The organism is Pseudomonas sp. GW823-FHT01D03 (assembly GCF_058798255.1).
Genome location: NZ_JBXAKK010000001.1, coordinates 3,486,987 through 3,505,360, shown reverse-complemented (window position 1 = coordinate 3,505,360; position 18,374 = coordinate 3,486,987). Strand labels below are relative to the sequence as shown.

Genomic DNA, 18,374 nt, shown 5'->3' with positions numbered 1-18,374 from the left:
TTCAGGGGTCGCGAATATAAGTGTGTTTGACGCTGGTAAGCTATTTAATTTCCCAAAACACTTGAATTTTCTAATTAAGCTTGTTCGTAAATCCACGACGGCAAAAGGAATGCCATGTAGGATTGTTATAGATGCCATTAGAAATCCGTATGAGGCATTTTTTTTAAAAAGAAGGTACGCAAATTTCTACCTTATATCGGTAAATACATCAAACTCAAAAAGATTGAGTAGCTTGCAAGAGTATAGAAAACTTTCAATCAAAGAAATATCAGATCTCGATAATAAGGAATATCCGGGGAAGATTTCTGGGGCAAATAAGTTTATCGCACAAAATATTCAGGCTTGCATTGAGATTGCGGATGTTCATGTCCATAACTCAAAGGCTAGTGAGTTTAATCAAAATGATTTGGTGAGTCAGCTAGCATGGTATCTGGCACTTATGATGCATCCTGGCTTAGTGATGCCAACATCAGTCGAAAATTGTATGCAAATAGCTTACACAGTAAAGCAAAGTTCTGGGTGTATATCGCGGCAAGTGGGGGCTGTAATAACTGATATAAGTTACAGTGTAAAAAGCGTTGGTTGGAATAGTACTCCTCAGGGGCAGACTCCATGTTTGTTGAGGAGCGCTGAAGACTTATTGAGTGGGGTTAATAGTTCTGATTATAGCGAGTATGAGAAGAATGATAATGTGTTTCGTAAAGCACTAAGTGACAAGTATTTTGATTTGATAAAGGCTGGCGCCACTCAGAAACGAAATATCCCGTTTTGCTTCAAAGCTATACAAAATGAAATTGAAGGTGAAAAGAATCAGGTTCATACAAGGTCGCTACATGCAGAAGAGAATGCTTTTTTGCAAATCGCAAAATACGGTGGACAAGAACTTATAGGTGGTGTCTTGTTTACTACCGCAAGTCCATGTGAGCTTTGTGCAAAAAAAGCTTATCAATTGGGTATTACAAAAATCATATACATTGACCCATATCCAGGTATTGCTACTGACCATATTCTTTCTGTTGGTGCAAAAAAACCAATGCTTGAATTGTTCAGAGGTGCAGTAGGTCGCGCTTTCTATCAGCTTTATCAGCCTTTGATGCCTTACAAAGATGAGCTGGAATTGCTGTACGCTATTCCTTCTTATCATAATCCTGAGAGTCCATCGAAAAGCTTTCTGATTAAAGAAAACGAAAGTCTACTAGCTCAAATTGAGGGTCTGAAGGAAGAGCTTCGTAAGTCAAAAAATAATTAGAGTTTCGTGCCAAATGTGCTCATTGAGTGCAGTAGCAAAAAGGTTCACTTTCTTGTTGTTTAAAAAATTGGGAAATGCTCATTAAGTAGAGGTTTTAAATGTCGCTCGATAAATATAGTACTATCTATTTTTTGACTGAGGAGGGCTGGGTTGAAAAACCAAATTTTAAAGGGGAAGAGGCAGAAGTCATTGAAGAATGGTCCGTTTCGGTTTTTCAAGCTTCTATCAAGTCAATCGATGTTGCATGGGCACAAGTTGGCGAGACTAGTCCGCAACTGAAGGCGTTCGCGGATAGACTGCGAGCCAAGTTTCCTCGTCCCGCGAATTCTACCTTTTGATCGCCGCTAGCACGAATTTTCTTTATCGAAATGAAAGGGAAAAATAGGAAAAAGAGGGGTAGTGAAAAATAAATCCGTACCTTTTTTGTCAGAAATGGAAAACATCCGTACCTATGAAGGTGAAAGGAATATGAGCATTAAGATAATAAAACCTGGCAAGGCTACCATTACAGTCGAAGCCAATTCTCCACAAGCCCTTGAAAAACTGCTTGAGCAGGCATTGTTTGAGCTGAAGCTAAGCAGTACTGATGATGATGGCTTTCAGCAGGCTCTATCCAAAACTACAGAAGGTGTACAGGCAGGTAGCTTGGGTAGCTACAGCTTTCAGTACATAGCGCCTGAGGTTGACCGGGACGAATTTTTTTAGACGAAAAAAGGGTGACTTAAAGGGGGTTGATTTATTTTCAGATAATAAATCAGCCCCCTTTTTTAATATCCGTGCCTAGCGAGATTATAAGAAGCTTACTGTAGGCACCAAATTCATGTGGCTTCTATGTAGTAGTAGATCTGCCGGTAAGTTTCTTAGGAAGCCAAGCTCTAGAACCAATGCTCTTAAACGACTTTCGCCATGAAGAGCCACATGATAGAAGACAAGTATTTTTTCGTATTCAGAAAGTTGGGCGGAAACCATTGATAGATAAGGTTCGACCGAATTTGATTCGGACTGTATGTAACCTAGAATGACAGATAGGCTTTCATGCCAACTGTGTAAGTTTTTCCTAGTCGGATCCCAAAAATCAGCATACATAAGTTTAAGTTCATCAAAACCTTCAAGTGTAGTAATGTGAAACTCCTTTCCGCCATCTCTAAACCTGCCTCGATATTTTGTTTTTAGTCTGGAGTGAAATCGCTCCATGCAGTCGGAGCCGGTGACTGTTTTATTTGCCTTAACTAAAACCAAGTCAATAGATTGAGTTAGAGTAGAATGTATTTCAAGCATTTTGAGGAAAGTTACCTCAAAGCTTTGTTTCCTGAAAGCGTCTACTTGCTCACTCAATGCATCTGCTGAGCGCCGCATTTCCTCTCTAGAATCTCTCAACTCTACTTTCTGAACCACTATCGTTAAAAGCAGACCCATAAAAGTTAGAAAAGTCAAAAAAGGATTAGCAATGCCACCAAAAAAATCGCCGAAAATACCGTGATTAGGCTCTTCAGATTTATATGTATATGCAGTTAAACCAATATCGATTATAAAAATCGACAAAACCACCACTAAAGCAAAAACAAAAATTCGATACAAGCCTCTGACACCTAGATCGTCGCCGGGTTTAACAAGAGACTCAAACCACTGATAAGGTTTATTCCATATTTTCAGTAACTTTATCCACATCGGAGAAATCCTTTATCAGTTTTAAAGCTATTGCGAAAAATTCTCAAAAGCGAAGAAAAAAAGGGGGCAGATTTATTTTTCAGAAAATAGATCAGTCCCTTTCGTTTGGTTCCTTTTGTTCGTCCTCTTTGTTTTATTTTTAAGTTCAATAGCCCCCAAAACCATGAGTGCTTTATCCAAGCTTCTATAGTCATTAATTTTCTGCTTTTCTAGGTTCGAATCCAGTAACTTGTCAATTACCTGAATGAATTGCCGATATTTTTTTAATTTGTTCGCGGCGGAGGTTCCTGGCGCAGGAAGCTCTGGATATTCATATCCAGTCAACTCTGGATTTTGATCGATCAGCGCTTTGCAAGCCGCTTGGACATTTCTATCTACAATTGGAAAGTAATCCGGGTGGCAAAAATGAAATACTGCTGAAATTGTCGGTAACTGAAAGCCTTGTGTAGCCACGAGCGTATTGAAAAATTGTTCTAAATTCTTAAATCGATCAGATGCATCTATAGTGACCTTTCTGACGTTAAGGATAGCCTCGATCGCGGAAATTACATCTTCTGGAAACGGAATTTGAGACTTGTAATTTTTAATTGCAATTAAAGGTAAAATTATTTCCAAAACTTGCTTGAGTGAAGCGCTGGTTAATACCTTGGATGCCGTATTTGAGTCATATCTGGCCACCAATGCTAAAATTTCTGAATAGCGTGCGTCTGAATAGTTTGGATAATTCGAATCAAACTGCTCCGCATATTTGTCAAGGTTTTCCAAATTGGCCCCTCCTGCCTCAGTTGTATACACAGTCGCAAGCGCCTTCGTCGAGAGAGTGCAGGTGTTATTTAATGTTTGCGCTCAGTTATATTATCCATGGTTAAAATTCGGTTCTTTTTCATTTGCTCTGACCTCATATAAATCTACGAAGGAGGGGGGGGGGGGCGAAAATAAGTCAGCCCCTTTGTTTGCTTGACACGCGTCGTCTTTATTGGGTTCTGGAGATGCATCCGGACATTCATCGGTCCATCGCGTAACCGTCATGTCTTTGAGCTGCTGACCAATGGTGTCGACACGTAAGCAGGCGCCTTTCTTGGAATAGAATAGGATGCAGCGCGAGCTATCAAAAGAGCAGGTATCGAGTTCCAGGAAATTGCGTGTAGCCAGCTCGCGCTCGACACCACTGTATTCATAGTTATCGCTGGTGTGTATCCAGGTTGGCTTCCATCCTTGTTTGATCAGTTTGGACCTGGCCGACACCAAGGGCTCATCGACGGCGATGCCTGCTGGCCCATGGTTGTCGTTTGTCGCTTGCGGGCCACCTGCAAACGCCAAGCTTGTAGCCGTGCAATACAACGCGAGCAGCAGGAGGATCGGGATCTTCATTTAGCAGTTCCTCCAGCTGATTTGTAGCTCGCCAAAAACTTTGGATACTCGGCGTACGGTTGCGGGTCAGTTTATTGCTGCTTGCGACATCACGCTCGGTATGTCACCGACCTTGAACTTCGGCAGACCTGACAAATCAGTTCCCCGCCGCCCCTCTCAACCGCACCAGCTTAAGAATGGCCTCATACAGGCTGGTCGCGCCCTTGTTGCTTTGGGTCAGTGGCACATCCACCTTGGTTCCATCACGCTTGGCAATCGTCAGCTTTTTATTCATCAGGCCGCTGATGGTAACGTCGGCGATATCAGCAAGTGCCACGCGGTGCGACTCCTTGAATGGCAAGTACGCATACACGCGCTCAAGATCAACCAATACGCCCTTGTCGCCGGAACCAAACACCGTGTCGTCGAAGTAGAACACCACCTCGTCCTTGGCAATGTTCAGCGCGTTTTTGGATTCAAATGCCAGGATCTTCTTTGCCGGCAAGTCCGGTGCTGCATAAAACTTGTGGTCGGCATTGGACCTGAAACCCTCGACAGCCATCGCTACGGTCAACCCGCTGGCGCTGTGTTTTGCGGCGCCCGGTAGTGCGGGGGTTATGGCAGATGGTGAGCTTGTCTGAGTCTCGCGCGCCACGATTTTCTGGATCACTCGCTCACAGTGTTCGTCGAATCGTTCGTAACAGATGAATTGCGCATAGCGCTCGATGTCCGGACGGCACGCATTGAAACTTTCTACCGTGCTGAGATCGCACTGGTGTAATTGCTCCTGGATCAGCGTTTGCTTTTCCTTGAGCAGGCCTCCCATGCCGAAAAACTCCATTACATCATCCAGCCGCCCTTGATCACCGCCGAACTTGCGCAGCAGGATCGGGTAGATGCGCTCGTTGTAGGGATAAATACTGATCGCCTTGATCGCCGAAGGCAGTACGGCTTCGTCGGGGATCAGGCCTTTTTCAATGTTCTCGGTAATCGCTTGGGACTTTCTGATCTCGTCCTTCGAATAGCCATGCAACTTTCCGGGTGAGTCGGCATTGATGGCGTCGAGCGTCGCGAGGTAGGCCGCATTGACGATATTGCTGGCACCGTCTGCAAAAGCCTTGACCGTTGCCGGGCTCTTGAAAATCTCGTCTTTCTTGAATGAGTTGCCGAGTGCGCTGACCCCTTTGGCCATCAGGTTGAATACACCATGACCAATATTGGACATCAGGTTTTTCGCGTCGGCATCGTATACCGCTTTCTCTGAACCGTAGCCTACCCATTGGCGGCGGCCACGGCGGCGATTGGTGCGATGGGCATCCAGCTCGGCAGAGCGCTCGACAATGGCCTCGTATTGCTCGGCCAATACGCCGAAGTCTTCATCCCACGAGTCGTAGCGCTCCATGAAGGCGTCATAGAAACGTTCTTCGTCGATATCGTAGATCCCGTGGGCCACGGTGAGTTTGATACTTTGACCTATTGCCTGGATGCGGATCTCGTGTGCCAGATTGTCACCGTCTTCGTAGAGGTTATCCAGGTCGGAAAACAGGTCGTAGAAGCCGCCATTGATTTTCCGCGACCATGTCGAGGCAATCGTCGAGAATGCTTGCCTGACCAGGTTTGTATCAAGCTTGCTCTGCGGTGTGTCGAGGGCGTAGCCGTAGAGTTCGATCTTCTGAATGCATGCATCCATTGCGTGTCACCGTTCCAAGTTCGCGGGGAAGTAGGGGGGTAGGGCAGCTCTATCAAGGTGTAGCGCGGCCTTGATGATAGTGGCACAAGGCCGCCGCATACTACCTTCATTACTTCCTGTTTTCGACAGCCACTAAAGTCGCAATAGACCTGACCCGCGACAGCGGGCGCCTGGGATAAGGGTCGGGTCTATTTAGGGCCAAGTGGTGGAATGATATTTTTGATAATCACCAACGTTTAAAAAGACATCTCAAAACACTCTTCCAGGCTACATATCCTTGCGCCTTTGCCTACAGCTACGCCAGAATCCGCCGGCTTGTGCGCCTTGGGGGCGGGTTCTATTGTGGTTCGGTCGCTGAATGTTCAGTGACCGGGTTTAGCAGCTCGCCAATTTTCAAGGCACGCAGGTTCCGCCATAACGTTATGGTGGCTTTGCGTGGGGCACTTCGGTGCGCCGGGATCCTTGAGCCTGGTCTGCTAACCCGCGTAAAGCCGCCACCTCTTCGTTTAGCAGCGATGGCTGTCGGCTCCATTTCTCAAGGAGCTTCACCATGATCAAACCAACACCCAACCCGCCCGAAACCGCGTCGGTTTCCCCCTACGAATCCATCGACTCAAAGAAACTCCACGAAGCCGCCGACCGCGCGCTCGACCATTACCTCTGTCCGCCCGGTTCCACGCCGCCCCCACGTAAATACCGTGGGATGTATGCCGTGACGGCGGACAACAAAACCGAAGAGCTGCTGGTCGATGCCAGTGAAACGCTCGCGTCGGCCAAAACCCTCGCGCAGAACATCGCCAGCTTGTTGCCGGTGTCGCAGCGTCAGGCGCTGGTGGGGATCGCGCAGTTGATCATGCTCGGGGAGTTGGCGGTGAATCGGGCGTTGGATAATTTGCAGTTGCCGGGTTGATGCGGGTGTCGGGATCACCTGGTGATTGATCGGGTGTTCATTCTGGCGCCTTCGCGAGCAAGCTCGCTCCCACAGGGATTTATGTTGATCACAGATTTTGTGTAAGTCGCTGAAACCGTTGGGAGCTGGGGACAGAGGGGACGGATTTATTCTCGGAAAATAAATCGCTCCCCTCTGTCGCGATGTTCGCCGATCCGCCACGCACGGCCGCTATAAAACACTGAGGATTCGAGCCCGGAATCCGAAACCAGAAATACGGATTTCCCCTACAACGAACAGCGATCCATCCTGCATTCAAAGTTGAGTCTGTTCGCCAAAGTCCCCCGTTTTCAGAACGGGACACGGACGTGGCCAGACTCATTCCGCAAAGCGAGCTGCATGGTCAGCGCGACCAGATCCTTGATTCCTACCAAGCCATGGAAGAATTCCGACAGGCACTGAATCGCCCGGACGACCTGCCCGGATTTGACGATTTGCTGAACGCCCTGGGCCTGCATCGATCGAACTACATGCAAGGCGCGAATGAGCGAAAACTCATCGATGCTGTGCGTAACGGTGAGTGGGCGGTGGTGAAACCGCGCAAGATTGCAGATAGCGGCGGTGCCTCGTGGAACGCCTTCAACTCCAAATCAGAGCCACCTCCCGCACAACATCTGGTGGAGGAACACGCCTACACCTTGCCGCAACCCGCCGAATCGGGCTTCCACATCGTTCGGAAACCCATGACGCTCGAAGCGCTTGAGCGGGAGTTGTACGAAGTCAGGCCCGGCGACTCACTGCTTCGCGAATTCCGCTCACTCAATCGACATCTCGGGGAGCGGGTCAAACCTGGGCAAATGGTCTTGTTCAGTGACTCTCGCAACTACATGTGCAGGCGCGAAGAAGCACAGATGATGGCCGCTGCGGAGAAGGTGAACGAGGCGTTGAAAGACCTTTCGGATGAAGAAGCTTCGTTCATGGTTGAGCATCATGAGGTCATTGAGCCGTTTCTGGAGGTGTCGGCAGGCTCATTGGGCGTTGCGTCATTTATGATCGGCCAGCATCTGGAAGGATTGAAAAATACCCTCAAAGAGTTGGAGCAACTGCATCAGCAGCAATACTCCCATCATCGTCATCTGCACTCCCCAGAGTTCTTTGCCAAACGCAAACGTCTGATGACGAAACTGGATGCCAGCCTTGGGCCGCTGGTACGCAAAGGCACCGGTTTGCCAGATCATCCAAAACTCAAACGCGCACTGGGATTGTCCAGCCGCCGAATTGTTCACCGATGGGGCAAAGCAGGTGCACCGGCACAACTGCCCGGGTATGCAACCCACATTGCGGGTGTTGCCAGAGCAGCGAAGTTCATGAAGGGCGGTGTTTATCTCGGCATAGGTCTGCAACTGGACGCATCCAGCTCAAAAGTCCACGAGGTTTGCGCGTCCGACCGTGAGGCGGAATGCAGGCAAGTGAGGTTTGTAGAAGGAGGGAAGATGGTCGGTGCTACCGCTGGAGCTCTCGCTGGTGGATATCTCGGAGGGTAAGCAGGTCTGGCGGTATGCGCGAAATTGAAAGGAATGGGGAAACTGGTGTGTGTGCTTGTGGTCGGTGCGGCAGCGTCCGTGGAGACAGGAACTCAGATGTCGGAGCTAGGTGAGTTTTTGGGTCAGGAAATTCATGAGTATTCCGAATAATGGAAGTCACCGAAATAGTATTTGCCTGGGCATGTGGGGCGCTGATCACGCTGGGCGTGATTAACTGCGCAATGATTTTCTACGCCGTTTATACAAAACTCGATGCTCTGGAAAAACACTTTGATGAGTGGCTGTATCTATCCATGGACTGTGGTTCATCAGGGGAAAGTTTTTACTCGAGAACTCAGCGGATGACCGCTGTCAGCCGGTTGATTACATCCAAGAGTATCCAACGGCAGGAACCCTTGCTGATCGACGCCGTTCAACGCCTGCCCAGAGAACTCAGGTTCTGGGCGACGAGCCCATTTCATGTCAGCTATGTCGTGTGCGGTGGAACGTGGGTGGTTTGGCTCTATGGGAAATACAGAGGTTTTTTGTAGGAGCAGGTGTCTTTGACGGTTCATAAGGGTTAGGGACTTTCGGGCCGGCTGAGCAACGTCTCAAGCTTGGCCAACGGCGGTGCATCCTGATTGCGGTCAAACACCTGAATCCCGACCTTGAGCATCCGCCGATTCTCTGCCGCTGCGATCACCTGTTCACACCGCAACAACAACCGTCCCTGATCACAATCAACGGCTTTCACACCGGTCGGCAATCTGCCTTCCAGTTGCAACTCCGCCATCCGGCTCTGCGCCGCAATCATCGCCACCGACCGATCCCGCAAAACCCCGCTGCTTTGGGTCATCAGCCCCGCCACACGCACGGCCGCCGACATCGCCACGGCGATGATCGCCAGCGCCACCAGCACTTCAATCAGGGTGAATCCGCTTTCTCGGGAACGCGTCGGCATAACAGGCCCAAAACCCAAACTCAGCCCTCGACCCTAACCCGCGTCCTTGACGGCTTGACGACGAAAACTCCCGAGGATTTTCAACATCCCTGACATATCTTCTTGCAACACTGCGCGTCGAATCGAATCAAGCCAAGGGAATGTCGAGATGGATATCGCGCAGTTCAAACAGCCCGGACGACCGAGCCGGATGCCCCGTGGGCAGCAGGGTTTTACCCTGATCGAGATCATGGTGGTGGTGGTGATTCTCGGGATTCTGGCGGCGATGGTGGTGCCCAAGGTGCTGGATCGGCCGGATCAGGCGCGGGCCACGGCGGCGAAGCAGGACATCGGTGGTTTGATGCAGGCGCTGAAGTTGTATCGCCTCGATCACGGCACTTATCCGAGCATGACTCAGGGTTTGAAAGTGCTGGTGGAGCGGCCGGCGGATGCGAAGAACAGCAACTGGCGTTCGTACCTGGAGCGTTTGCCGAATGACCCGTGGGGTCGTCCTTATCAGTACCTCAACCCCGGCGCGAATGGCGAGATCGATATCTTTTCCCTCGGTGCCGACGGTCAGCCTGACGGCGACGGCGTGAATGCCGATATCGGTTCCTGGCAGCTGTAAGGCCGGTGATGAACAGCCAATCGAACCAGCAGGGGATGGCGATCATCAGTGCGCTGTTGATCGCGGCGGTGGTCGCGGTGATTGCGGCGGGGATGTTGACCCGGCAGAGCGTTTCGACCCGTGCGCTGGAGGCGGATCAGCAGCGGGTGCAGGGGCGCTGGGTGTTGCACGGTGGTCTGGAGATCAGCCGGCAATTGCTCTGGGATGCGCGGCAGCGTGATCCGCTGACCCGGCTCGATCAGCCGTGGGCGCAGCGCTTGAATGCGCAGGGTTTCGAGGGGCGGCTGGAGGATGAGCAGGGCAAGTTCAACCTGCGCAATCTGGTGGCCAACGAGCGTGTCGATGAGGCGCAGGTGCAGGCGTTTCAGCGGCTGTGCGAGTTGATCGGCATCAGCGCCGGGTTGAGTCAGCGCATCAGTCAGCGGGTGATCGGCTCTTATCGGTATCTGTTGAACCCGCAAATAGCCGAGAACACCACGAGCAAAAACGCCTTTGACAGTGGCCGTGCCACGTCGCCGAATGCGTCGCGCAAGCCACAGAATCCGAAGTTGCCGATGCTGCGCAGTGTCGAGGATCTGCGCAGCGTCGAGGGCGTGAATGACGCGGTCATCGGCAAACTGGCGCCGTACCTGACGGTGATCCCGGCCACCACTTGGCTCAATGGCAATACCGCCACCGCGCCGGTGTTGGCCGCGTATGTGCCGGGGTTGTCGCTGGAGCGGGCGCAGGCGCTGATCAATGAGCGTGATGCCGGGCGCTGGTTCATCAACCGTGGCGATTTCGTCAACCGCTTGCGCATGCCGAATCTGGAGCTGACCAGCGTCAAGGTCGGCATCACCAGTGACTGGTTTCGTCTGCGTGGCGAGGCGCGGCGTGATCAGCGGCGAGTCAGTCTCGATGCGTTGCTGCACCGCAGTGAGGATCGTCTGCCGCAAGTTATCTGGTCGCGGGTGGGCGTATGAGTCAGTTGCGTGTGAGTTTGCCGCCACTGGCGCAGTTGAGTCTCGACAGTGAGATGGATTGCGCGTGGCTGGACCGGCAGGGGCAGGTCATTCGTGAGCAGCGCCTGACTTTTGGCCAACTGGGGCAGTCAGCGAAGCAGCCACCGCTCAGCGTTTTTCTGCATCCGGTGGACAGCCTGTTGGCGAGCATCGACCTGCCCCCGTTACCGGCGAACAAGACCGCAGCGGCGGTGCAATGCGCGGCGCAGGCCTTGATGCTCGGCGACTGCAATGACATGCACATCGCTCACAGTTCGCGGGATGAAGCGGGGCAGGTGCAGATTGCCTGGGCGCCGCGTCAACGCTTGCAGCATCTGGGGCAATTGCTGAAGCAGGCCGGTCTGAATCTGCGCGGCTTGTACCCGGCGGCGTACAGCTTGCCGGTGCTGCCGGGCACGGTGGCTTGTCGGCAGGACGGCCATTTGTTGCTGCGCGAAAGCGTGCAGGTGGCGCGGGTGCAGCCGCTGTTCCACGACGAGATTGGCGATTGGCTGCTGAGCTGCGGCACGCCGCTGCACTGGATCGGTTCGACGCCACCGCCGGACGCGCAATTGCCGATGGCCGAGGCGCAGCGCTGGACCGGGCCGTTGCCGGGTTGGGGCCTGCAGGGTGCGGTGCAACAGCAGCGCAGCGAGCATCGCGGTTGGGGCCGGGCGTTGGGGCTTTGTGCCTTGGCGGTGGCGGTGTGGGTCATCGGCTTGAACCTGTATGCCGCTCGCGAGGCGAGTCAGGGCCAGCAGCTCAAGGCGCACATGGCGCAACGGGTGAAGCAGGCCTTTCCCGAGTTGCCGGTGATCCTCAATCCGCTGCAGCAGGCGCGTCAGCAATTGGCGGCGCGGCAGAAGGGCGCGGCGGAGGATCCGGCGCAGCCGTTCAATCGGCTGGTGTTGCAGGCCGGCAGTGGCATGCCGTTCATAGCCGGCACGGTCGAGCGTCTGACGTTTGTCGACGGCACCTTGCAGTTGAGTCTGCTGGCCGACGCCCGGCGTAGTGCCAATGACAAGGACAAGGAATGGCAGAGCGCATTGGCCCAGGTCGGGATCAGTGCGACGGCTGACGATGAAGGCTGGCTGCTGCGCCCGAGCGACGAAGTCTCCACTCCCGATGAAAGCGCTGACGACAGCGGAGCAGAAGATGAATAAGGCATCGCTCGCGGTGTACCGCGCCCGTTGGCAGCGTTTCAGTGCTCAGTTGCAGGTGCGCTGGCAAGCGCTGGCCCTGCGCGAAAAACGCATGGTCGGCGGCATGGCGGTGGTGCTGTTGTCGTTGTTGGTGTGGGTCGCATTGATTCAGCCGCCGCTGAAAAAAATCACTTATTGGCAAGCCGAAACGCCAAAGCTGCGCGCGCAGACCGAAGCGCTGGAAGTGCTGTTGCGCGAGGTCAGTGTGCGCCCCGAAGGGCAAAGTCTCGCGCAGTCTCTTGAGCAGACGCTGCAGGCCAGCGGCCTGGCCGGGCACTATCAATTGCAGGCCGGGGAGACTGGCGCTTGGCAGTTGACGTTCGACGCGGCGCCGGCCGATGCGGTGCTCGACTGGCTGTTGAGCACTCCGGCACAGCTTTCTCTGCAAGTGGTCGAGGCCCGTCTGCAACGCGCCGACAACGCTTCGACCGAAGTCACTGCCGGCACATTGTCAGGCACCGTTCGCATGGATCAGGCGCTGGGCGCTAAGGAAGCTTCATGAAGGGGTCAGGATCCAAACCGGCGCGCATGGCGTTGCCGATGCTGCTGATGGCATTGAGCGCGTGCAGCAACACCACCACGCCGCCAACTCAGCCGCCGTTGCTGGTGGACAGCGAACTCGGCCGCCCATTGGCCAACACCCAGCGCAGCGGTGATGCGCTGCTCGATCGGCAACGCGCCCAGGCACACACCGCGCCGCAACCACGGCAGATGCACAACATCACCGAACGCGCGCGCAGTGGCGGCGCCCCGCGCGGCAGCACACTGCCGAGCAATCCGCTGGGCGATCAACCGGTGACGCTGAATTTTGTCGATGCCGATATTCAAGCGGTGGTGCGCGCGTTGTCGCGTTCCACCGGCCAGCAGTTTCTGGTCGACCCTCGGGTCAAGGGCAGTCTGACGCTGGTCTCGGAAGGTCAGGTGCCGGCACGCCAGGCTTATGACATGTTGCTGGCGGCGTTGCGCATGCAGGGTTTCAGCGTGGTCGATGTCGGCGGCGTCGCCCAGGTGGTGCCGGAAGCAGACGCGAAACTGCTCGGCGGGCCGATCTATAGCCCGGACAAACCCGCTGGCAACGGCATGCTGACGCGTACCTTTCGCCTGCAATACGAGAACGCGGTGAACCTGATTCCGGTGCTGCGCCCGATCGTGTCGCCGAACAATCCGATCAATGCCTACCCCGGCAACAACACCATCGTCGTTACCGATTACGCCGAAAACCTGACCCGCGTCGCCCAGTTGATCCAGACCATCGACACCCCGAGCGCGATCGACACCGACGTGGTGCAGATCCAGAACGGCATCGCCGCCGACATCGCGCCGATGGTCGCGGATCTGCTCGACGCGCCGGGCAACGACCCGACGCAGAAAATCGCGGTGATCGGCGACCCGCGTTCCAACACCATCATCATCCGCGCCGGCAGCCCCGAGCGCACCGAACTGGCGCGCAACCTGATCTACAAACTCGACAACGCGCAGAGCAATCCGAGCAATCTGCACGTGGTTTATTTGCGTAACGCGCAAGCGGCGAAACTGGCGCAAGCGTTGCGCGGTTTGCTCACCGGCGAGAGCGACAGCGGCACCAGCGACAGTGCGCGCTCGGTGCTCAGCGCCATGGGCAGCAACGGCAACAACAATGGCGGTTCGAGCGCGCAGAGCGGCACGCAAACCAGTGGTAACACTTCGGCCACGTCGAGCACTGGCAGCAGCGGCGGCAGTTACGCGCAGGGCAGCAGTTCGACCAGCAGCGCCGGCAATCAGGCCAGCGAGCAAAACGTCGCGTTCAGCGCTGGCGGGGTGACGATTCAGGCTGATGCGACCACCAACACCTTGCTGATTTCTGCGCCGGAGCCGTTGTATCGCAACCTGCGCGAGGTCATCGATTTGCTCGACCAGCGCCGCGCGCAAGTGGTGATCGAGAGCCTGATCGTTGAGGTCGGCGAAGACGATGCCAGCGAGTTCGGCGTGCAGTGGCAGACCGGCAATCTCGGCGGCAAAGGCGTGATCGGCGGGGCGAACCTCGGTGGGTCAGGGATCAATCTCAACGGCAAGACCAGTCTCGATGTGCTGCCCCAGGGTTTGAACCTCGGCTACGTCAACGGCACTGTCGACATCCCCGGCATCGGCAAGATTCTCGACCTCAAAGTGCTGGCTCGGGCGTTGAAGAGCAAGGGCGGCACCAACGTGTTGTCGACGCCGAACCTGCTGACCCTCGACAACGAAGCGGCGAGCATTTTTGTCGGCCAGACCATTCCGTTTGTCAGCGGCAGCTACGTCACTGGCGGTGGGGGCACGAGCAATAACCCGTTCCAGACCGTGACCCGTGAAGAGGTGGGTTTGAAGCTGAATGTGCGGCCGCAGATTTCCGAGGGCGGCACGGTCAAGCTTGATATCTATCAGGAGGTCAGCAGTATCGACGAACGCGCGTCGGCCAGCGCGATGTCGGCGGGGATCGTCACCAACAAGCGCGCGATCGACACCAGCATCCTGCTCGACGACGGGCAGATCATGGTCCTCGGCGGGTTGCTGCAGGACGGTTACAGCCAGAGCAACGAAGCGGTGCCGTGGCTGGGGACGTTGCCGGGGATCGGCGCGCTGTTTCGCAACGAACGCCGGGCGATCAGCAAGACCAATCTGATGGTGTTCCTGCGCCCGTACATCATCCGCGACAGCGAAGCGGGGCGCAGCATCACCCTCAACCGCTACGACTTCATGCGCCGCGCCCAGGGCGGGCTGCAACCGGAACGCAGTTGGGCAATGCCGGACATGCAGGCGCCGCAGCTGCCGACGGCGGCGCAGGGGGTACCGGCGGTAGTGCCGGGGACGGGGCCGAGGGCGACGATCAAGGCTGTGCCAATTGAAGGGAGCACACGCTTTTGAACAGAGTCCTCAATCTGAGAAGTAACCCTGTAGTGAGGGGATTTATCCCCGATGGGCAGCGAAGCGGCCCCAAAACCTATGCACGCGGTCAGTCAGATGGATTCGGATATCAGGTTTCGGGGCTGCTGCGCAGCCCATCGGGGATAAATCCCCTCACCACAGGAACACCTCCAGGCAGAGAGATTGGGGAGGTTTTGAGATGAGTTCACTTCCCTGCGCTGGGTCCAAGGCCATGAACTCGGCCCGCAAGCTGAAAAACATTCCTGTGGCGAGGGAGCTTGCTCCCGCTGGGCTGCGCAGCAGACCCAAAACCTGCTACCCCATTCTTCCAGATACACCCTGCATGCCGGATTTACGGGGGCTTCGCCCCCGAGCGGGAGCAAGCTCCCTCGCCACAGGGGAATTGGGGGGGCTCAAGAGATGAGTGCGTTGCCCTACGCATGGGCCAAGGCTCAGCGCATTCTGTTGTGCGACGGCGTGCTGACCGTATGCCCATCGACGCCCGGCTGGTCGATCAGCGAGGTGCGGCGCCAGTTCGGTGAAACCTCGCTCAAGCGCGTGCGCGACGACGAACTCGATGGCCTGCTCGCCACGGCCTACGCCGACACCGGCAGCGCCGCCGCTGTGGTCGGTGCGGCAGAGAACGAAGTGGATCTCGACCGGCTGATGCAGGACATGCCGGAAATCACCGACCTGCTCGACACCCAGGACGGCGCGCCGGTGATCCGCATGATCAACGCCTTGCTCACCCAGGCCGCCCGCGATGAGGCCAGCGACATTCACATCGAACCGTTCGAAACCCATTCGGTGGTGCGCTACCGGGTCGACGGCACGCTGCGTGACGTGGTTTCGCCGCGCAAGGCGCTGCACGGTGCGCTGGTGTCGCGGATCAAGATCATGGCCCAGCTCGACATCGCCGAAAAACGCCTGCCGCAGGACGGCCGCATCGCGTTGCGCGTGGCCGGGCGACCGATCGATATTCGTGTTTCAACGGTGCCCACCGGGCATGGCGAACGCGTGGTGATGCGTTTGCTCGACAAACAGGCCGGGCGTCTGCATCTGGAAACCTTGGGCATGGACGCGCAGGTGCTGGCCAGACTCGATCACCTGATCCGCCAGCCCCACGGCATCGTGCTGGTCACCGGTCCCACCGGCAGCGGCAAGACCACCAGCCTCTATGCGGCGCTGGCGCGACTGGATGCCAGTACCAGCAACATCCTCACCGTCGAAGACCCGGTGGAATACGACCTGCCGGGGATCAGCCAGATTCAGGTCAACGCCAAGATCGACATGACCTTCGCCCTGGCATTGCGAGCGATTCTGCGGCAAGACCCGGACATCATCATGATCGGCGAAATCCGCGACCTGGAAACCGCACAAATCGCCGTGCAGGCCTCGCTCACCGGGCATCTGGTGCTGGCGACGCTGCACACCAACGACGCGGTGTCGGCGGTCAACCGCTTGATCGACATGGGCGTCGAGCCGTTTCTGCTTGCGTCGTCGATGCTCGGTGTACTGGCGCAACGCTTGGTGCGACGCCTGTGCAATCAGTGCAAACAGCAAGACCCGGCAGCCCCGGGAACCTGGCGACCAATGGGCTGCGCCGCATGCAACCACACCGGCTACAGCGGCCGTACCGGCATCCACGAATTGTTCTGCATCGACGACGACATCCGCACCCTGATTCACCAAGGGGCAGGGGAGCAGGCCTTGCGTGCGGCAGCGTCCAAGGCCGGGATGTTCAGCCTGCGCGAGGACGGTGAGCGCTGGATTCGCAGCGGTGCCACCGCCCCTGAAGAAATCCTCCGTGTCACTCGGGACGCCTGATGAATCGCTATCGTTTTGAAGCCGCCGACGCCACCGGCAAGATCGAATCCGGGCATCTGGAAGCAGACAGCCAGGGCGCGGCGTTCGGCGTGTTGCGCAGCCGTGGGTTGACCGCGTTGTCGGTGCACAAGGAAAGCAACGTCGCCCAGCATGGCGGCGGTGGCTTGTTCAGTGCGCGTATGTCGGACAACGACCTGGCCTGGGCCACCCGGCAACTGGCGAGTCTGCTCGGCGCCAGCCTGCCGCTGGAAGCAGCGCTCAGCGCGACGGTGGAACAGGCCGAGAAAAAACACATTGCCCACACCCTCAGCGCGGTGCGCGCCGATGTGCGCAGCGGCATGCGTCTGGCCGAGTCACTAGCCGCGCGGCCACGGGATTTTCCGGAGATCTATCGCGCGTTGATTGCTGCGGGGGAGGAGTCCGGTGATCTGGCGCAGGTGATGGAGCGGCTGGCGGATTACATCGAGGAGCGCAACAACCTGCGCGGCAAGATCCTCACCGCGTTTATCTATCCCGGTGTGGTCGGGCTGGTGTCGATCGGCATTGTGATTTTCCTGCTCAGTTACGTGGTGCCGCAGGTGGTCAGTGCGTTTTCCCAGGCGCGTCAGGATTTGCCGGGGCTGACGTTGGCGATGCTCACCGCCAGTGATTTCATTCGGGCGTGGGGCTGGTTGTGTGCGGCGCTGATCGCCGGTGCGTTCTGGAGCTGGCGCCTGTATCTGCGCAATCCGGTGGCGCGGTTGAGTTGGCATCATCGGGTGCTGAAATTGCCGCTGATCGGACGGTTCGTGTTGGGCCTGAACACCGCACGATTCGCCTCGACCCTGGCGATTCTCGGCGGCGCCGGGGTGCCATTGCTGCGCGCGCTGGAGGCGGCGCGGCAGACGTTATCCAATGATCGCTTGAGCCTGAGTGTCAGCGACGCCACGGCCAAGGTTCGCGAAGGGGTGAATCTCGCGGCGGCGCTGCGGGTGGAAAATGTGTTTCCGCCGGTGCTGATTCATCTGATCGCCAGCGGCGAGAAAACCGGCGCACTGCCGCCGATGCTCGAACGTGCGGCGCAAACGCTGTCCCGCGATATCGAACGGCGGGCGATGGGCATGACCGCGTTGCTCGAACCGCTGATGATCGTGGTGATGGGCGGGGTGGTGCTGGTGATTGTGATGGCGGTGTTGTTGCCGATCATTGAGATCAATCAGTTGGTGCAGTAGCTGATTCCGAGGTCGTCTGGTCTGGCCTCTTCGCGAGCAAGCCCGCTCCCACAGGGGACGGAGTTGTTAATGCAATATGTGTCACACCACAAGAACCTGTGGGAGCGGGCTTGCTCGCGAATGCGCCCGTCAGAACAACAAATAATTCAGACTTTTTTACCAGGACTTCAGCATCACCCGACCCTCAAAAGAACCATCCTCGGGTTCTCCTTTCTGTCATCTGCAACCACCCCGCAACGGCTGCAGCCAGTTTCAGCCAAACCCACGATCCAGACCCCTCGCCATCCCCCGCAAACACCCGAGAAAACTCCCTGAAAAACCCCGCGCAGCTCCCGAG

The 18,374-nt window shown here is 55.9% G+C and carries 18 protein-coding genes; 13 read left to right on the top strand and 5 right to left on the bottom strand.

Annotated features, from left to right (window positions below; genetic code table 11):
- Positions 1 to 22 precede the first annotated feature (22 nt).
- The 3 genes from AC1RBR_RS15090 to AC1RBR_RS15080 all read left to right on the top strand — a co-directional run bounded on the left by AC1RBR_RS15090 (position 23) and on the right by AC1RBR_RS15080 (position 1,954).
- Entirely contained in the window at positions 23 to 1,249 is a 1,227-nt protein-coding gene (locus tag AC1RBR_RS15090; RefSeq protein ID WP_492565271.1) for a hypothetical protein, read from the top strand.
- A gap of 98 nt (positions 1,250 to 1,347) precedes the next feature.
- Positions 1,348 to 1,587: a hypothetical protein gene (locus AC1RBR_RS15085; protein WP_492565269.1), complete on the top strand. Its 240-nt coding sequence runs from the start codon at positions 1,348 to 1,350 to the stop codon at positions 1,585 to 1,587.
- A 61-nt stretch (positions 1,588 to 1,648) separates the two neighbouring features.
- The gene (locus AC1RBR_RS15080) at positions 1,649 to 1,954 is read left to right on the top strand and encodes a hypothetical protein (RefSeq protein ID WP_492565267.1); all 306 of its coding nucleotides are present in this window, start codon (positions 1,649 to 1,651) and stop codon (positions 1,952 to 1,954) included.
- An 84-nt stretch (positions 1,955 to 2,038) separates the two neighbouring features.
- Here the strand turns inward: AC1RBR_RS15080 and AC1RBR_RS15075 are convergent, their stop codons facing one another.
- The 4 genes from AC1RBR_RS15075 to AC1RBR_RS15060 all read right to left on the bottom strand — a co-directional run bounded on the left by AC1RBR_RS15075 (position 2,039) and on the right by AC1RBR_RS15060 (position 5,957).
- Positions 2,039 to 2,917: a putative phage abortive infection protein gene (locus tag AC1RBR_RS15075; RefSeq protein WP_492565265.1), complete on the bottom strand. Its 879-nt coding sequence runs from the start codon at positions 2,915 to 2,917 to the stop codon at positions 2,039 to 2,041.
- Positions 2,918 to 2,989: 72 nt separating this feature from the next.
- Entirely contained in the window at positions 2,990 to 3,682 is a 693-nt protein-coding gene (locus AC1RBR_RS15070; protein WP_492565264.1) for a hypothetical protein, read from the bottom strand.
- Positions 3,683 to 3,772: 90 nt separating this feature from the next.
- On the bottom strand, positions 3,773 to 4,288 hold the full coding sequence (locus tag AC1RBR_RS15065; protein WP_492565262.1) for a hypothetical protein: 516 nt from the start codon (positions 4,286 to 4,288) through the stop codon (positions 3,773 to 3,775).
- Between the two features lie 136 nt (positions 4,289 to 4,424).
- Positions 4,425 to 5,957 (bottom strand): hypothetical protein, encoded by a 1,533-nt coding sequence (locus tag AC1RBR_RS15060; protein ID WP_492565260.1) that lies wholly within the window; start codon positions 5,955 to 5,957, stop codon positions 4,425 to 4,427.
- A gap of 550 nt (positions 5,958 to 6,507) precedes the next feature.
- Here AC1RBR_RS15060 and AC1RBR_RS15055 point away from each other — a divergent pair.
- The 3 genes from AC1RBR_RS15055 to AC1RBR_RS15045 all read left to right on the top strand — a co-directional run bounded on the left by AC1RBR_RS15055 (position 6,508) and on the right by AC1RBR_RS15045 (position 8,920).
- Positions 6,508 to 6,867 carry a DUF6124 family protein gene (locus AC1RBR_RS15055; protein ID WP_492565258.1) on the top strand — a complete coding sequence of 120 codons (360 nt, stop codon included), beginning with the start codon at positions 6,508 to 6,510 and terminating at the stop codon, positions 6,865 to 6,867.
- Positions 6,868 to 7,214: 347 nt separating this feature from the next.
- Positions 7,215 to 8,390, top strand: a complete 1,176-nt coding sequence (locus AC1RBR_RS15050; protein WP_492565256.1) for a hypothetical protein — start codon at positions 7,215 to 7,217, stop codon at positions 8,388 to 8,390.
- A gap of 149 nt (positions 8,391 to 8,539) precedes the next feature.
- Entirely contained in the window at positions 8,540 to 8,920 is a 381-nt protein-coding gene (locus AC1RBR_RS15045) for a hypothetical protein (protein ID WP_492565254.1), read from the top strand.
- 29 nt (positions 8,921 to 8,949) lie between these two features.
- On the opposite strand, the gene gspI is transcribed toward AC1RBR_RS15045, so the two are convergent.
- Positions 8,950 to 9,330 (bottom strand): type II secretion system minor pseudopilin GspI, encoded by a 381-nt coding sequence (gene gspI, locus AC1RBR_RS15040; RefSeq protein WP_492565253.1) that lies wholly within the window; start codon positions 9,328 to 9,330, stop codon positions 8,950 to 8,952.
- A gap of 148 nt (positions 9,331 to 9,478) precedes the next feature.
- Between gspI and gspG the strand changes: the two genes are divergently transcribed.
- The 7 genes from gspG to gspF all read left to right on the top strand — a co-directional run bounded on the left by gspG (position 9,479) and on the right by gspF (position 18,037).
- Positions 9,479 to 9,937 (top strand): type II secretion system major pseudopilin GspG, encoded by a 459-nt coding sequence (gene gspG / locus AC1RBR_RS15035; protein WP_041062388.1) that lies wholly within the window; start codon positions 9,479 to 9,481, stop codon positions 9,935 to 9,937.
- An 8-nt stretch (positions 9,938 to 9,945) separates the two neighbouring features.
- Positions 9,946 to 10,899, top strand: a complete 954-nt coding sequence (gene gspK, locus AC1RBR_RS15030; RefSeq protein WP_492565250.1) for a type II secretion system minor pseudopilin GspK — start codon at positions 9,946 to 9,948, stop codon at positions 10,897 to 10,899.
- The gene (gene gspL / locus AC1RBR_RS15025) at positions 10,896 to 12,080 is read left to right on the top strand and encodes a type II secretion system protein GspL (RefSeq protein WP_492565248.1); all 1,185 of its coding nucleotides are present in this window, start codon (positions 10,896 to 10,898) and stop codon (positions 12,078 to 12,080) included. The genes gspK and gspL overlap by 4 nt, the downstream gene beginning before the upstream one ends.
- Complete coding sequence (gene gspM, locus AC1RBR_RS15020) at positions 12,073 to 12,621, top strand: type II secretion system protein GspM (protein ID WP_492565247.1); 549 nt, start codon at positions 12,073 to 12,075, stop codon at positions 12,619 to 12,621. Before gspL ends, gspM begins: the two co-directional genes overlap by 8 nt.
- Positions 12,618 to 14,999, top strand: coding sequence for a type II secretion system secretin GspD (gene gspD, locus AC1RBR_RS15015; RefSeq protein WP_492565245.1), 2,382 nt, complete (start codon positions 12,618 to 12,620; stop codon positions 14,997 to 14,999). Before gspM ends, gspD begins: the two co-directional genes overlap by 4 nt.
- 420 nt (positions 15,000 to 15,419) lie before the next feature.
- A complete protein-coding gene (gene gspE, locus AC1RBR_RS15010) occupies positions 15,420 to 16,826 on the top strand; it encodes a type II secretion system ATPase GspE (RefSeq protein WP_492565243.1) in 1,407 nt (468 codons plus the stop codon).
- On the top strand, positions 16,826 to 18,037 hold the full coding sequence (gene gspF / locus AC1RBR_RS15005) for a type II secretion system inner membrane protein GspF (RefSeq protein ID WP_202368409.1): 1,212 nt from the start codon (positions 16,826 to 16,828) through the stop codon (positions 18,035 to 18,037). Before gspE ends, gspF begins: the two co-directional genes overlap by 1 nt.
- Positions 18,038 to 18,374: the final 337 nt, after the last annotated feature.